Here is a 15,857-nt window from a genome sequence, read left to right as displayed (position 1 = left end):
ACTGCAGAGTGGTTCAGTTTTCCAACATTCTTTGAAAGGTTGGCTGCATAAGACCACGATCTGTTTTTGCCCGCATTTGGCGAAATACAGGCTTCAGAGAACCGAGTCGAATTGATCTTTAATTAAACAGCCACTCACCCACCGGCGCCTATTCCGTTGACGGCCAACGCATTTCACCAAACCCAATGCGGTGAACTTCTTCGAAGAACGACAAACGCAACCGACCGCTTCATGCCTTATGGTCTGGGCAAGACGGTTTGATTGATAAATCAGTCGCAGGCAGCGGTGACGATCATCTCGACCTTTAGAACATCGCGCGCCAGTTTGGCTTCGCCGCACGCGCGGGCCGGAGCGTGGCCCGCCGGCACCCAGGCATCCCAGACTTCGTTCATCTCGGCAAAGTCTGCCATGTCCGCCAGCCAGATCGTGCATTGTAGAACTCGCGTCTTGTCACTGCCCGCTTTGGCCAGCAGATCCTCGACCTTGGCCAGGATATCGCGGGTCTGATCCGCCACAGTGGCCGCATCCGAAGTCTGCCCACACAGATAGGCAACTCCATTGTGCTTGACGATCTTGCTCATGCGTTGGCCGGTTTCGATACGGGTGATTGTCATGTCGGATCTCTCCATCAAGGGACCTTGCGGTCAAATCGGTCAATGCCGAAGGGCGATAGAATGAAACGACTTGATCCGCCAGTCACCAAATCCGCCAGAACCTGCCCTACGACAGGAGCCATCTGTAATCCATGCGCTGAAATCCCGAAAGCGTGAAAGGCGCGCGGCCGACCCGATGACCGGCAGGTTGTCAAGCATGCAGGTCTCCAGCCCGGCCCATATCCGGTGCATGCCAAATCTCTGTCGACGCTTTCGACAACGGCCACACCTGACATCAGGAGTATCTGTTATTGTCTCCCACGGGCAAGCGCGCTTTTGTTTTCCTTTGATCGCGAAACAGGTCAGGTGATCGCGCCACCGCTGCCCTTCTTTTTCTTCTTGCCACCCCGGCGAGATGTGATGTGAATTTTGACCCCTGCATCCTTCAAAGCCGCAGCAAAAGGTTCGGGCGGTGCAGCATCGGTCACCAGATCGGTGACCTGGTCGAACCGGCAGGCCACATTGGCCGCTCTCTCTCCGAACTTCGTGTGATCCACCGCAACGATCATGCGCCGGGTGTTGTTATGCAACGCGCGCGTCAGTTCAGCCTCCAGCGGGTTTAGCGCAAGAACCCCTCCGGAAAGCGACAGGGCATCCGCGCCACATATTACCGCGTCATAGCTGTACTGGCAGGCAAGCTGCTCGGCGGCACGGCCAAAACTGCCGCGTTCGGATCGAATGACTTCTCCCCCGGCCAGAACCGCGCGCGTTCCGTTGTGATCAGCCAGCGATGCGACAACTGACAGCGAATTGCTGACCACGGTCAAATTTTTCCGGTCGCGCAATTGCTCGGCGACATGCGTCATGGTTGACCCCACAGTAAGGAACAGCACCATGCCGTCCTCGACAATCTGACTGATTTTTTTCGCGATAAGCGTCTTTTCTTCCGCGTTGAGTTCCAGCGCCCCGGAAAACATTGGTGTATCCTGCGCACGCGACAGAAAGGTCCCGCCGTGCACCCTTTCAACCATGTTTTTCTTTGCCAGGCCTTTGACCAGTCGACGAACAGTTTCTTCCGATACGTCCATGACCTGCGCAATCTGTGTATTGCGCGCCGAACCTCCCAGTCGCGCTAGCACATCAAGCAACTCTCGGCCGCGATGGGGGATGTTTTCGCTGTCGTCAGCCATCATCAAATTTCACCATAGTTTCGCCTAAAGTTCCACGTCGCAGGCAATTGTTCTGTGACAGTTTCCGCCTTTTGGGTCGGGCACCCTCATTTACCAACAAATTCGTTCACTGGGCCGGGCTTTGTTCTTTAGCTACAAGTCGAGTGTCAGCATGACCGACCTTTGGTTCGGCTCTGTTTCGCTGTTACGCGCCTATGAATCCGAAACAAAGTGCGGGGTCCGTTTCAGATCACAACGCGGTGTTGAAGAGGTTTGCGAGGTTCTCTTACGTGTGTTCGATGGCGTTTCCGCTGCAGTGGGGGTCGATGAGGGCGCCCTGGCCGAGGTCGGGGATTGCTACTTCGGTGATACCCAGCTCGGAGAGCTTGCGCCGGATGCCGAGGCTGCTGTTGAGATCCTGTAAAAAGGCGCGGAAGCCGCCATCGACCGGTGCCGTCATCCATCGGCCTCTGTGTCCGCATCCTTTTCCATCCGCGGCATTTCTTCGATCAGGCGCGTTTCAAGCAATTGCCCGTTCCGATACAGGATCGGATAAGCCACGGCCGCGATGTGACTGTTGAACTCCCGGAACGCGCGCAATGTCTCCAGATGGATGTCGCTGGTCTCAAAGCTTTCCGTGCTGCCATGCTGCAAACGTCTGAGGTGGCGTTTGCGGCTGTCACGCTCAGCCCGCTTGATCTCGGTTTTTTCAAGGCTCAACAGGCGGGCGCTTTCCAGGTCGTCCGAGATCAACACATTTGAGGCCAATTTCAGATTGGCCAGGATGCCTTCGTGCATTTCGACCAGTTCCGACCATCCCTCTTTCGAGAATGAGGCCCCCTTTTTGCGCATGTCGGCGGCCAGAACAGTCAACCGCTTGGCAACCACATCGCCGGCGGTTTCCAGACGGATTGCGTATTCCATCAGATCCCGGGCCACCTTGGCGTTTTGCCTGCCGAACTCTTCGGCTGAAATGGCGGCCACGTATTTCCGGATACCCGACAGGCAGTCGTTCACGTCTTCATCCACCAGCCGAACAGCACGTATCTGCTCCTTGTCACCGCTGCGGTACAACTCCAGCGACGGCCTGAACATCGACTCGACCAGATCGCTCATCCGCAACAGCTCGCGCTTGAGACTGGAAAGCGCCTGACTGGGGCTGCCGCTATTGCGCATATCCAGCGCGCTGGTCGGACGGCCCGGCTGGACCATTGCCTCGGCTGATTTCGGTTCCGGAAAAAGCCGCTCGAACGGAGCACGCAAACGTCCGCAGAACGGCAAAGCCAACACCAGCAACGAGGCGTTGAACGCCAGATGCGCATTGACCAGCATCTGCCCGCCTTGCAGATCCCCCAAAACACCCGCACGCAAAGCCGCAGTAGCTGCAAACAGGGTGACCACGGCCCAACTGCCACGCAACGCGAGATTGGCGAACGGAATGCGCCTAGCTGGCAATTCCATCCCTCGCGTCAGCCAAACCGGTATGAAGGCCGAGCCGAAATTGGCCCCCAACACCAGCGACAGTCCGGCGGCAAACGGAATTGCGCCAATCTGAACCAGTGTCACACACATCAGGATCGCCGCGACCGATGAATGCATGACAAATGCCAGCGCTCCGCCGACCAAGAATGCGGTTATGTAATCTCGGGCCAGATATTCTGCGACGGCGGGCAGAAAAGCACTGTCCCGGATCGGATCCATCGCCTCGCGCAGAAAGCGCAATGAGATCAGAATGAACGCAACACCCATCAGGATGCGACCCAGTTGCCGGGGCTTTTTGGACTCGGTCTTGACGAAGAGATACCCGCCAATCGCCAGCAGCAGCGGCACCAGCCAGTCCAACTTGAAGGACAGGACCTGGATAATGAGCGCAGACCCAAGATCGGCCCCCAGAACAATCGCGAGACCGGTTGGAAAAACCAGAAAACCACCAGCTGCAAAACCGGATGTCAGCAATGCGACCGCGGCCGAACTTTGCAGGACCACCGCCATTGCGAGACCGACCATTGATGCCTGCACATAACTGCGCTGGCCCGTCATGACCCGCTGGAAAGAGGCTCCGTAGCTGCGCTCGATCCCGGTGCGCACCATTCGCACCGCATAAAGCAGCAACATCGTGGCTCCGGCCAGACTGATGAGGAAGCTTACAATCGCCATGATCCTATCCGTTCACCATTTCCAGCATTTCCGCATGCAGCTCGGGCGTCGCCGCCGAAATCACACAACCATCCGAATTCAGGTCGAGTGGTTTGCCATCCCAGTCCGTCATCACCCCACCTGCGGCCTCGATCACGGCCAGCACCGGCAGAAAATCATAAGGTTGCAGATCATAGTCTATCACTGCGTCCACATGCCCCGCCGCAAGAAGCGCGTGCGGGTAGCAGTCATAGGCAAACCGTCTGGTCTGACCGGACTGCATCAGCTTGGCGAATAACGCCGGATGATCACGATAGATCTTATCCCCTTCATTCACAAACAGGATGGACTGATCCAACCGCGTCTGGTTCGAAGTTGCGATCTCCTTGCCGTTCATTGTCGCGCCCTGACCGGATACACCAATGAAAACCTCATCTATCGCAGGCATGCCGATCACTCCGATATCCGGCTTACCATCGATCAGATGCCCAAGCAGAAAGCCAAAAAGCGGATGCCCCGAAAGGAAAGACCGGGTGCCGTCGATCGGATCGATTATCCAGACTTCGCGGCGGTTCTGCCCTTCAAACCCATGTTCTTCTCCAAAGATGCCGTGATCCGGAAAGTGTTGTTCCAGGTAGGCCCGAACCTGCGCCTCGACACCCTTGTCGGCCTGCGTCACCGGGCTCTCGTCGGACTTGAACTCAACACCAAGTCTGCCGCGAAAGTACCCCCGTGCCGCCTTGTTGGCCAATTCGGCAATCTTCACCGCGTGTGACACCAATTCGGCCGTTTCGAACGTTTGAGAGTTCTTTGGATTCAGCATCCGTTTCTGTCCTGTTTACTTTTGGAGTCTTGGCTCAGTGAAACAACAACTGCGAAAGAACCCGCCGAAGGCCCCATCCCACGCTACTTGGAACGTTTCTCGCTACCGGACCCGCAGTCTTTTCCCGATTGCTGAAAGGGTCCTGTTGTTCGACGCACCATCTTGTGCCACGCACAACGCCAGACCCTTCGAAGAAATCATGGCTTTGCAGTGATCCGGGCAAGCTAACCCTCCGTTCCTGAAGGTTATGACTATAGCCTATTTGCGGCATCAAAATCCCACATTTCGCGATCAATCTCCACAATAAACCCACAAATTCTCTCCAACACAAGAAAAAAGTACTGATTTTGTTTGTTTTCCCGATAACTGTGTGGGTTTTTGGGGATTGCACAGGCCTCTTTCCAACAGGCTGAAACGGCTTGCGTAGAAAATGGGGTGAAAACAACGCCCGCACCGTCGCAAGCTCCACGCGCCTTTGACGCGTAAGATCCGGCGCTCTTTTCACCCGAAGCCGATCCCCATATTAGCCGGGTCGGACAACTCATTACCGAAAGCGAACGGTATGACAACGCTTCACAGGCCGTGACCGCGCAGATTACGTCGAAAGTGCGCCTACGAGCTGGCGCTAGTTTTACTTTTCAGAGCTCGAATTTGCCGATCTTCTGGCGCCCACGCGCCGGCAGCACGATCTGGGAACAGAGTTGGCCGATAGCGGCATGAAACTCGACCACCCGACCTGCATGTCAAACAGACCTTTTGCTGGTCTCTTCATTGATCATTTCGAGGATCTTGTTTCGCTGGATTTTTCCGGATGGCCCCTTTGGCAGGTCCTGCAAAACATGAACTTCATCGGGCGACTTGAAATGGCCCAGTTGAGCATTGCAAAGCCTGGACAATTCCAGTGGCGTCAAAGAGGAGCCTTCGCGAATTTTCACCGCCGCCTCGACAGTCTCACCATAACTGGCACAAGGTCGGGCGAAGGCGGCGGCTTCGACGACATCGGGATGAGAATAAAGCACCTCGTCAATCTCGCGCGGCGCAATGTTTTCGCCCCCTTTGATGATAAGTTCCTTCAGCCTGCCGGTGACATAGACGTAGCCATCCTCATCCATACGGGCGAGGTCTCCGGTCCGCAGCCAGCCATCGGATGTAAATGTGCCTGCGGTTGCGTCAGGGTTCTGGAGATATTCCAGCATGACATTCGGACCGCGTATGACCAGTTCACCCTCCGCTCCGCGTGGAACGGGCCGGAGGTTCTTGTCAAAGATATCCGCCTCATTTCCAAAGGGGATGCCCGGTGATCCGATTTTGCGAATGCCGGGCGGCAACGGATTGGACAGTATCTGCGCGGCGGTTTCCGTAAGCCCCATGGTCTCGACAATCGGGATTTCGAAACGGTTTTCAAACGCACGCTGCACGTCCGGCGCCAAAGCGGAAGATGCAGAACGGCCAAAACGCACACGATGGCGGGTCGGCGCATCCGGTTTTGTATCGGAATGCAGCAGGTGGGAAATGATGGTCGGAACCACCGAAAACCATGTCGCCTCGGCCTTCCCAAGGTTTTCCCAGAACCGGCTGGCGGAAAATCGTTCACACATGGCCAATGATCCGCCAGAGACAAGCGTTCCCATAACCGTCACGCACAGGCCGTTGATGTGGTAGATTGGCAGAACGCAAAACCCGCGATCAGCTTCGGACAGCTCATGTGCAACCACCGTGGTCCAGCCGCCCGCCAACAGGCTGGAATGGGTGTGAACGACGCCTTTTGGGCGCCCTGTTGTTCCGGACGTGTACATCAGAAGCGCGTGATCGCCCGGCGAAAGGTCGTGCAGATCGCCATCGGCATCTTTCGCATCTGAAATTCTCAACGCGGTTATTTTCGCTGGGTCGGCCGTACGTTCAAACAAATCCACCTGTTCGGCGTGCACAAAACCATAGCGCGCACCGCTGTGGTCCAGCGCATAGGCCACCGCGCTGTCCCCCGCGACGAGGTTTATCATCGTCGCCCGGAACCCGCCGTAAAGGACGCCGAAAAGGACCTCCAGCGCTTCGCGGCAATTGGGATAAAGGATGGCGACGCTCTCTCCTTTTTCGACACCCAATCCGGTCAACATGACCGCAATTCTTTGCGCTGTTTCGCGCAGCTCGGGCCAGCTCAGGTCGCTCGCGCCATCCGGAAAAACGAAACCGGTTCCGCCCTCGGCTGCCCGTTTGTCCAGCCAGTCACGGACGGTTCCTTTGGGCGGGTCGATCATTGCCCGGCCTCCGACCAGTACTTTCCGAAAATCTCTTCCAGCGCGGGCTCCCGCGGCGGAGTTTCACGCACGACTTTGGTGGTCTGGATGAAATGCCGCCAATGCAGGTTTGTGTCGATGGAGTTTCCCCCCCAGCTGCCACAGCCCATCGACAGGGAAAAAGGCATCCCGTTGGTAAAGCTACCGCCGGTGGCAAAGGTATGCGCCTGGTTTACGATAACACGACAGGTCGGCAGATCCCGGCTCAACCCGATCGCGCGCGCGTCGTCCTTTGTATGAATGCCAACCGAATGCCCTGCCCCCTGATGTGCCAGAATGCGGGCGGTGATTGTCCGGGCCTCTTCGAAATCTGCCGCGCGATAGAGCGCGAGTACCCGGCTAAGCTTTTCTCCGGAAAGGGGATGATCCGGGCCGATCCCGGCAGTCTCAACTGCCAAATATCGGGTTCCCTCGGGCACCTTGCCCGCCATGCCCAGCGCTTCAAGCATCTTGTCCGCGTCCTGCGCGATGACGGAACGGCTGAGATGACCATCGGGCCAGAGCCGGGCGATGATATCACCTGCTTCCGAGGAACGGACCAGGGCACCACCCTCGGCGGCCATCGCCGCAACGAAAGCGTCGTAGACTGCATCCACCACGACCACCGCATTCTCGGAGGAACAGGAGGTCGCGTTGTCGAAACACTTTGAGGCGGTAATTTTTGCCGCTGCGGCCTGCAGATCGGCAGTCTCGTCGACAATCACCGTGACATTGCCAGCCCCAACGGCCACCGCCGGCGTACCGCAGGATTGTGCGCGATGAACGTTGTTTTGGCTTCCGGTGCAGATCACCCGGTCTACAGCCTCCATCAACCGTTGTGTCTTGGCCTTTGACCCGGGCGCAGGCAGCATCTGCACCAGATCGCGATTAAGCCCAAGCTTGTCGAATTCGGCATGTATGTAGCCAAGCAGCAATTCACAGGACGCAACACCTTTGGGGGACGGCGCCACCACGATGGCATTGCCGCCCTTGAGTGCGTTGATGATGTTGTTGGCCGGCGTCGCGGCAGGGTTGGTCGACGGCACAACCGCACCAATCACGCCGATGGCGCGCGCGATCTCGGTGATACCTGTTGCCGGATCATCGCTGATAATCCCGTGCGTATTGGCGTCGGCTATATCGCGCAGCAACCCGAGCGTCTTGCGGTGGTTCTTGGTGATCTTGTCGGGCACGTTACCCAGGCCGGTGGTTTCCACGGCCAGTTCGGCAAGGGCCCGGTTGCGTTCCGGTTCCATGATCGCCCATCCCGCTGCAAGTGCCGCTTTGTCATATAGCGCCTGACTACCACTGGCTTCGAAAGCAGACTGAGCGGCACGCGCCCGTTCGACGATCCGGTCCACTTCGGCAATTTCGGGGGCAATCCCGTCCTGAGCGTTCATCTTGGTCCTCGATAGATTGACCGGGGCGGACCTGTTCCGCCCCATTTTAGAATGTCCGGGTCAGAGACCGGCCAGCAGTTCGTTCAGTGTTTGTTGACGCTGGCCCCACATCTCGATCACCTCGTCACGGGTCATGATGTGCATGGGCGACCCGCCGGCCTCCATCTTCTTGGCGACACGCGAATTGGCAAACATCTCAGGTACTGTCGCGGCCAGCTTTTCAATCACTTCGGGCGGTGTTCCTTTTGGCACCATCACACCCCGGAAATTGACCGACGAGTTGTCCACGTCCAGCCCCTGTTCCATCATCGTTGGAACATCCGACAGAAACGCGTTGCGCTCAAGATCGGCGACACCCAGAATTTTGACATTGCCCGCTTCCTGCGCGCGGAATGCATCGGACAGGTTGTTGATGCCGCCCATGACCTCACCGGCAATCACGGCCTTCATGGCCGCCGCGCCGCCACCCTTGGTCGGGATATAAGCCATCTTGGTTCCGGCTGCCTTGTCGATTTGCAGCGCCGCGATGTGGTGGCCCACAAACAATCCGGCACCGGATACCGTCAGCTTGCCCGGGTTTTCCTTGGCATAGGCAATGACATCCTGCATCGAGTTGAACGGGCTGTCGGCGCCCACGACAAATACCGCCGGATCCGCACCCCAGTTCGCGATAGGTTCGAAACTGTCGGTCGAATACTCCACGCCACCCTTGATCGACTGGGCGATGAAATGCGGAACATTGTAGGCCGCCAGCGTATAGCCGTCTGCATCCGCCTGCGTGGCGAACCAGTTCCAGCCCACGCGGCCACCCGCGCCGGGCTTGTTGATGATGGCGATGGGCATTCCCAGCGCGTCCTCGTTTCCGGCGGTCATGGTCACGATCCGCGCCTGAAAGTCTGTCGCGCCGCCAGCCCCGTAGCTGACCATCATCATGATCGGCCGTTCGGGATAGTCCTCGGCCGCCGCCGCACCCGTCAGGCTCATGAGGGCCAAAGCCGCCCCGGCAATCAATCGTTTCATTTTGCGTTTCCTCCCTGATTTGGTTCTTCCGCTGTTTGCGCGGTCAGAACAGAATTTCCCTTGGCGTGTGGACGTTCAGAAGCATGGAAAAGAGGCCGTACATCACCGCCACGAAGACGCCCGTGATGATCCCGCGCCGGATCCAGCTTTTGACGTCCGAATGCGGCGCCGGGTCATAGATCGACAGCAGGATGAAGAAGGCGATTGTTGTCGCGGTGTAAAAACCCAGCGACTTGGCCGCCCAGAACACATAGATCAGCGTCACGATCAGACCCGGCAGCATGTTGACAAACATCGTGCGCGTGACGCCGTTGCCAACCTTGGACAATCCCATGACTGCCTTGCCAAACGTCCATCCGGCCAGAACCACAAAAACGGTTGCGATCAGACGCGGGAACAGGAACGCCTCGGCCGGTTGCTGGGTGTAGCTGACCCAGGTCACCCAAAGGCCGACCGAAAAGACAAGACCTGATCCGAATACATGCTGCGAACGGTTCATGCCTGTGCCTCCTCTTTGGTGGTGTAGCGACGGTGGCGCAATTCCATCCAAACCGAATAAGCGACCGACGCCAGCACAATGGCGATCAGGAACAGGTTCAAACCGCCACTCAGGAAGTATGCGGCCTTGCCCACGGTGGCGTCAGCAATCATTCCGCCCTGAATGAAGTTGGCTTCGGCGATGGGTCCCAGGATCAGGCCCAAAACCAGTGGCGCCGCCGAAAAACCAAACCGTTCCAGAAAGAACATGCCTATCCCCAGGCAAGCCATGACATAGACGTCACCCATCGAACCCTGAACCGAGTATGCTCCGAAAACGGACAGCGCCAGGACGATTGCAGCCATCACCGATTGCGGCACCTGCGCGACACGGGCTGCAAGACCGGCAACGTAAAGGCCAAAGATGCACATCAGCACCTGCCCGATCAGCATCGAGTTGATGAAGGTCCATGCCACGTCCGGGTGGTTGTCGAACAGGTCCGACCCCGGGAAGATGCCGTGGATCAGCAATCCGCCCAGCAGAACCGCAGCGGTGGGGCTTCCGGGGATCGAAAGGGTCAGCAGCGGCACCAGAGACGGGCCGACCATGGCATTGTTGGCGGATTCCGCGGCAATGACGCCCTCGGAATGACCGGTGCCGAACTTGTCTTTTTCGGATGAGAACTTCTTGGTCTGGTCATAGGCCACAAGGCCCGCGATCTGCCCACCGACACCCGGGATCAGGCCGATGATCGAACCTGTCAGGGTTCCGATGCTTAGGGCCCGCGTGCGGCTGAACAGCTCCCGGAAGGCGGCCATTATCGAGTGGCGCTGCACCTCGATGACCTCGGCTCCGGCATTGTGGCGCCCTTTGGCGAACATCGTCAGAACCTGCGGGATTGCGAAAAGTCCGATCAGGGCGGCAATGATGTTGATGCCGCCACCCAAGGCGGGATGAAAAATGAACCTCTGCGCGCCCATGATGTCGTCGAAGCCGATGGTCGCAAGCCACAGCCCGATGCAACCCGACAGCAACCCTTTGACAACCGACGCGGAATCCAGCGTTCCGATCACCGTGACACCCAGAATGGCCAGCCAGAACAGGTGTGACGGACCAAAGGCCAGCGCCCATTTCGCCAGAACCGGGGTCAGGAAGATCAGAAGCAAAACGCCAAATATCCCGCCCACGGCCGAGGCCAGAAAGGACAATTGCAGCGCCCGCGCACCCTGTCCCTGTTTCGCCATGGTGTGCCCGTCCAGCGTTGTGGCGATATTGGCAGGCGCTCCGGGGATTTTCAGCAAAATGGCGCTGACCGCGCCGCCCGCAACAGTCGAGGTATAGGCAGCGCCCAGCAGGATCAGGCCCTGCGCGGCCTCAAGCTGGAAGGTGAACGGGATCAGCAACGCAACCGCCATCGTGGGTGACAGGCCCGGCGTCGCCCCAAGGATCAACCCGCCTATCGTGCCACCCAAAAGCAACAGGAACGAGAGCGGCGTGAACACATCTCCGAAGTAGTAAATGAATTCCATTCAGGGCCTCCCAACCCGTCGGTTCACACTTTTACTTTTGTTGACAAATCAGGTTAGGCGATGAAAATAGTATTGCAAATGTTTTCATAAAATCGACTGTGAGAGAGGGTTTTATGACTAAATTTAAAAAAGATAAGGTGGATATCGTGGCCGTTGCAAAGGCCGCAAAAGTTTCACCCTCGACCGTTTCCCGCACCTTCAACCACCCCAGTCTGGTCAACCCTGCGACTCGGAAAAAGATCAACCGGGCCGTTCAGCGATTGGGCTACATCCGCAACCGCGCGGCTCAGACGATGCATGGAAAACGGTCGGGCACGATCGGCCTGGTGGTGCCAACAATCAACCACGCCATTTTTGCCGAAGTCATTCAGGCTTTTTCGGATTCAATCGACAAGGCCGGCTTCAGTCTCTTGCTGGCGTCGCACGGGTATGACCTGGATCGGGAATACGCCATGGTTCGCAAGCTGCTGGAACATCGCGTCGACGGCGTGGCACTGGTTGGGTTGGAACATTCCGATGCCACCGCCCGACTGATCGAACAGCAGAAAATCCCGGCGCTTGCGATCTGGAACTATTCCGAGGATTCCGCCCTTCCCTGTGTTGGGGCAGACAATCGACTGGCAGGACGTCTTGCGACCGAGCACCTGCTGGCCTTGGGGCACCGGGACATTGGATTGATCTTCCCCAAAACGACCGGCAATGACCGTGCGCAAAACCGGCTGTCCGCCGTGCATGATGCACTTGAGGAAATGGGCGTATCCATCCCGAGCGAGCATGAGTCGGAAGCTCCGTACAGTGTGTCTCAGGCCAAACAGGCCGCCCTGACGCTTTTGACGGAACATTCTCGTCCCACGGCCCTGCTTTGCGGAAATGACGTCATCGCGCAGGGCGCTTTGTTTGCGGCCCAGAGCCTAGGTTTGAAGGTTCCTGATGACCTCTCGATCATCGGTATCGGGGATTTCAAGGGATCCGCAGATGTCGAACCGGGGCTCACCACCATTCGAATCCCCGCCGAAACCATCGGCAAGCTCGCCGGTGAAAGGTTCACCGACTACATAACCTCGGATGAACCAGAGCCTTTCAGACTCTGCTGTGAACTGGAATGCATTGTCAGGGGAACAACTGCCAGCACTCGTTTTTCCCGAACTGTTTGAATGGTTCTTGCCCAGTAAGACAAGACGACCTCGTGATCCCAGGCGGGCCTTGCTCAATCTGCCTTCGGCATGGGCAAGCAGCCTGTCAATCCCGCAGGCAGCACCATCCAGGCCCCCGACCGATACAATAGTGGCACGAAGCCATCCTGCTCGGACGTGAGTGTAACGCTGACAGCTGAAGCTGAGATCATCGATATTTCGTTCGGAAGGGACTTCAGAAACCCGTCTGTCGGGAACAAGATGACATAGGCCGGGGCCTCGTCCGTCAACAGGGCCGTCACCAGCATGACGACCAGCCAGCCGATCAGCATTGAAGGGATTGCAATCAGGACAGACCTAGTAGTCATGGATATGCTCCAGCTTCTGCTCTCCTAAATCTAATGCACGGATCCGGTCGGCCAATTCGGAAACCTTCACCACCATCAGATGCCGGTAATCGCCAGACCCTTGCCGTGACCGACTGTAGATCGCGCCGTCCATGTCCGGATCACCGGACAGAACTGTGAACAGGATGCCGTCATTCCCTGCGATCTCTACGAAATCCACTCCCTCACGCGCCCAGCGTTGCAGCAGAAGGGTCAACGCGCGGTATCGGGGAGTTTCCACTTCGATCCCCTGCGGATGCTCCGCCAGAACATAAACACCCTCCTCTGCGTCCAGCAGGGAACGGTCCGCATTTTCAACAATCATCCGCAGGGTCGGTTCATCCTGGCCCACCTGCGCCACCGCATCGGCGATCACATCCGCATAGGCGGCCTTGACCCCGTATTCGATCCCCAGGGCGATCCGCCGCTCACGGTCCCGCAAATTGTACGTGGCCTGTTCGTTCAAATCAGCCCGATCCTCGCGAAACCGCCATTTGTACCACGGAACCTGCTGCAAAAACCTGGCATAGCCGGCGGCTTGGCTGGCCGAGAGATCATCCAAAGGCGCCCGTGTCTGTCCGCGCAGCGCCGCGAAAACCCGGCCAAAGGTTTCCTCATAGGCGGCTTTGAGCAGCAATTCGGCGGTAAAACTGACCCCGATCACATAGACCATTTGCTTGGTCGCGCCATCAACCGCGCCATGGGAACTTGCAGCAGCACTCAGCGCGCAAAGCGAAGACCAGAATCCTCCGACAGCGCGAAAATATCCGTACTCATGCGGATCACCGGATTGGATGACCGTGGCGTAATCCTCGTAAGCATGAACGATGTGCCATTCCGGATAGGTCATCAGGGTCCGGGTTTCGGGTCGTTGAAAGGCGGGATCGATCAGCGCCTCATAGGCGGCAGGCTGGCCCGACCCCCGGCACATGATTTCCACATAGGCAATCGGCGACAGCAATCCCGCAACGCAGATCACCACCACCAGCAACAGCCATTTGCAGTATCGCCACAGCCGTCTCACCCGTGCTCGGCTCCGCCGCGAAACCCGGCCCAGACGCCGATTCCGCCCAATGCCAGATGCGGCAGGTTCGCAAGGAACCGCGGCAGCGACCAATCGGTGCCCAGCGATGCGTTGGTGAATATTCCAAGATCAAGGAACCCGTAGCCGGTGAAGATGCCGAATATCCCATCCCCAAGATAGGCCAGCCCGAACAGGATCAGGAATGTCCGCGCCGCCCGATGTGAAAGTAGCCCCGCGATCAGCGCCCACAGGGCCGAAGCCACATGCAGTGCATCGTCGTAGATATCCAGCGCAAAGATGCCAAAAACCAGCCCATCTTCATCCGTCAGGCCCGGGACATAGTTCAACGACGCCGCGATCATGAGCGCCACGAAATACACCAAACACAGTTTTTGCAGATTGCTCATAGTTGCCCCAGATACTGATCCCAAAGATTGTTGCGCAGCACCAGATCGGGGTCCAGTTCCCGCTTGGCTTTCGCAAATTCCTCTGCCCGTGGGTAGGCACCGGTCAACTGTTCGATTGTGGCGTGCGGGCGGTAAGGCAGGTAATAGGCTCCACCGATCTCGACGATCCGGTCAATCAGCGCGCGGGTCATGCGCGCCATATCCGCTTCACCGCGTTGGGTCAGCTCCTGACTGAAGGACATGACGGCAGCAATCCGCGGTACACGGGCAAAGGACAGCACAGATTGATCGTCCTGCGCCACATACCGAAGGGTCACATTCAGGAACTCCTGATACGAGGCCGGGATCACCTCGCGGCAGGCCTCGACAAAGCTGTCGAAGGCGTCAAACCCGACGAAATGCTCGTGCAAAATGTCCGTCCGGTCGGGGTTGCGATCATCCAGTGTCACCACCGGTTCATTGATCAGCGAGTTGCGCGTCACCGCACCCGACCCCAGAGCCGGGCCAACTCTGGTTTCATTCCACCAGCGGAAGGATTTGAATGTCTCATTGCCAAGCTGGGCGCGATAGATCCGGCTGGCCGCATGTGCCATCCATCCGGAACCGGAGGCCGCCGGCAGATCGTCTTGATCTTCTGTCTCGCGATAGGTGATCAACAGCGCCTTTTGAAAGAACGACTCGCGTTCCACATTCAGCCGCCCATAGGCCATTGTCACTGTCGGATCCATGATTGCCGCCTTGAAACGGTCGGCAAATTCGCCGGTTTCCATCACCTCAAATGCCGGAGACAGCCGGGCATTCCTGACCATCTCGATCTCCATGTCCACAATGACCCCGATAAGGCCGTATCCCCCCATCGCAAGGTTGAACAACTCCATGTTTTCGGTTGGTGAACAGGTCACCAGATCGCCGGACGGCAACACCATCCGCAGGGACCGCACAGTGGATCCCATCGGTCCGAACGGCACCGGCCAACCATGCGCATTGACCGAATAGGTCGCAGCGAGGCCGAAGTCATTGTTGGATTGCATCACTTTGGGCGACCATCCCTGGGGGTCGAGCGCCGCAATGACATCCGACCACCGCGCGCCCGCATGGGCCTGATAGCTTTGATTGGCCGTGTCCAGTTCGACACGCGCATTGTCAAAAGTCATGGCCGTACCATCACGCGGGATCGCTTGCCCCCCCATGGAATGACGCGCTGCGCCGACGTTCAGGGGCCGTCCTTCCGCACGCGCCTGTGACATTTCTCGCCGGATCACCGCAACCAGTTCCTGATCGCCCTCTGAAATCCGCAGATGCCTGTGGATCGGCGTCGCCGACAGACCGCTTGCATCGTTCAGGTAGTTCTCCCCGGTCGGCGCAACGATGCGGTTTGCACCAGCATAGGTGGGCAACTCCGCCCGAAACAGGCCTGCCAATCCCCATCCCGCCAAACCACCGGCACCGACCAGCGCGGCACGGCGTGTAAAATTCTTCATTATGT

Annotated in this window: 15 protein-coding genes; 2 read left to right on the top strand and 13 right to left on the bottom strand. The window is 57.9% G+C overall.

The window, feature by feature from the left end:
- Positions 1-269: 269 nt before the first annotated feature.
- Positions 270-614: a RidA family protein gene (locus ACR0CG_RS14485; protein ID WP_480525787.1), complete on the bottom strand. Its 345-nt coding sequence runs from the start codon at positions 612-614 to the stop codon at positions 270-272.
- Positions 615-955: 341 nt separating this feature from the next.
- Entirely contained in the window at positions 956-1,786 is an 831-nt protein-coding gene (locus ACR0CG_RS14480) for a DeoR/GlpR family DNA-binding transcription regulator (protein WP_480525785.1), read from the bottom strand.
- Between the two features lie 148 nt (positions 1,787-1,934).
- On the opposite strand from ACR0CG_RS14480, the gene ACR0CG_RS14475 reads away from it, so the two are divergent.
- Positions 1,935-2,186, top strand: a complete 252-nt coding sequence (locus tag ACR0CG_RS14475) for a hypothetical protein (RefSeq protein WP_480525783.1) — start codon at positions 1,935-1,937, stop codon at positions 2,184-2,186.
- Positions 2,187-2,218: 32 nt separating this feature from the next.
- Here the strand turns inward: ACR0CG_RS14475 and ACR0CG_RS14470 are convergent, their stop codons facing one another.
- The 7 genes from ACR0CG_RS14470 to ACR0CG_RS14440 all read right to left on the bottom strand — a co-directional run bounded on the left by ACR0CG_RS14470 (position 2,219) and on the right by ACR0CG_RS14440 (position 11,421).
- Entirely contained in the window at positions 2,219-3,919 is a 1,701-nt protein-coding gene (locus ACR0CG_RS14470) for a Na/Pi cotransporter family protein (RefSeq protein ID WP_170806787.1), read from the bottom strand.
- 4 nt (positions 3,920-3,923) lie between these two features.
- A complete protein-coding gene (locus ACR0CG_RS14465; protein ID WP_170611596.1) occupies positions 3,924-4,721 on the bottom strand; it encodes an inositol monophosphatase family protein in 798 nt (265 codons plus the stop codon).
- Positions 4,722-5,464: 743 nt separating this feature from the next.
- On the bottom strand, positions 5,465-6,976 hold the full coding sequence (locus ACR0CG_RS14460; protein ID WP_480525780.1) for a class I adenylate-forming enzyme family protein: 1,512 nt from the start codon (positions 6,974-6,976) through the stop codon (positions 5,465-5,467).
- Positions 6,973-8,394: an acylating sulfoacetaldehyde dehydrogenase gene (gene sauS, locus ACR0CG_RS14455; RefSeq protein WP_480525778.1), complete on the bottom strand. Its 1,422-nt coding sequence runs from the start codon at positions 8,392-8,394 to the stop codon at positions 6,973-6,975. Before sauS ends, ACR0CG_RS14460 begins: the two co-directional genes overlap by 4 nt.
- Before the next feature lie 60 nt (positions 8,395-8,454).
- Positions 8,455-9,414, bottom strand: coding sequence for a Bug family tripartite tricarboxylate transporter substrate binding protein (locus tag ACR0CG_RS14450; RefSeq protein WP_480525776.1), 960 nt, complete (start codon positions 9,412-9,414; stop codon positions 8,455-8,457).
- Between the two features lie 43 nt (positions 9,415-9,457).
- Positions 9,458-9,913 carry a tripartite tricarboxylate transporter TctB family protein gene (locus ACR0CG_RS14445; RefSeq protein ID WP_170611589.1) on the bottom strand — a complete coding sequence of 152 codons (456 nt, stop codon included), beginning with the start codon at positions 9,911-9,913 and terminating at the stop codon, positions 9,458-9,460.
- Positions 9,910-11,421, bottom strand: a complete 1,512-nt coding sequence (locus ACR0CG_RS14440) for a tripartite tricarboxylate transporter permease (protein ID WP_152459976.1) — start codon at positions 11,419-11,421, stop codon at positions 9,910-9,912. The genes ACR0CG_RS14445 and ACR0CG_RS14440 overlap by 4 nt, the downstream gene beginning before the upstream one ends.
- Positions 11,422-11,534: 113 nt before the next feature.
- On the opposite strand from ACR0CG_RS14440, the gene ACR0CG_RS14435 reads away from it, so the two are divergent.
- Positions 11,535-12,575, top strand: a complete 1,041-nt coding sequence (locus tag ACR0CG_RS14435; RefSeq protein WP_480525773.1) for a LacI family DNA-binding transcriptional regulator — start codon at positions 11,535-11,537, stop codon at positions 12,573-12,575.
- A 53-nt stretch (positions 12,576-12,628) separates the two neighbouring features.
- Here ACR0CG_RS14435 and ACR0CG_RS14430 read toward each other — a convergent pair whose 3' ends face one another.
- From ACR0CG_RS14430 to ACR0CG_RS14415, 4 genes are read right to left on the bottom strand one after another with little or no spacing between them, the layout of a single operon-like run.
- Positions 12,629-12,922: a hypothetical protein gene (locus tag ACR0CG_RS14430; protein ID WP_480525771.1), complete on the bottom strand. Its 294-nt coding sequence runs from the start codon at positions 12,920-12,922 to the stop codon at positions 12,629-12,631.
- On the bottom strand, positions 12,912-13,964 hold the full coding sequence (locus ACR0CG_RS14425; protein WP_480525769.1) for a hypothetical protein: 1,053 nt from the start codon (positions 13,962-13,964) through the stop codon (positions 12,912-12,914). Before ACR0CG_RS14425 ends, ACR0CG_RS14430 begins: the two co-directional genes overlap by 11 nt.
- Positions 13,961-14,371: a DUF4383 domain-containing protein gene (locus ACR0CG_RS14420; RefSeq protein ID WP_480525767.1), complete on the bottom strand. Its 411-nt coding sequence runs from the start codon at positions 14,369-14,371 to the stop codon at positions 13,961-13,963. The genes ACR0CG_RS14425 and ACR0CG_RS14420 overlap by 4 nt, the downstream gene beginning before the upstream one ends.
- Positions 14,368-15,852 (bottom strand): FAD-binding oxidoreductase, encoded by a 1,485-nt coding sequence (locus tag ACR0CG_RS14415; RefSeq protein ID WP_480525766.1) that lies wholly within the window; start codon positions 15,850-15,852, stop codon positions 14,368-14,370. The genes ACR0CG_RS14420 and ACR0CG_RS14415 overlap by 4 nt, the downstream gene beginning before the upstream one ends.
- Positions 15,853-15,857: the final 5 nt, after the last annotated feature.

The organism is Ruegeria sp. AB8 (assembly GCF_056542605.1).
Note: the sequence above shows the minus strand (reverse complement) of the source record. Positions and strands in the feature narration are given on the sequence as shown.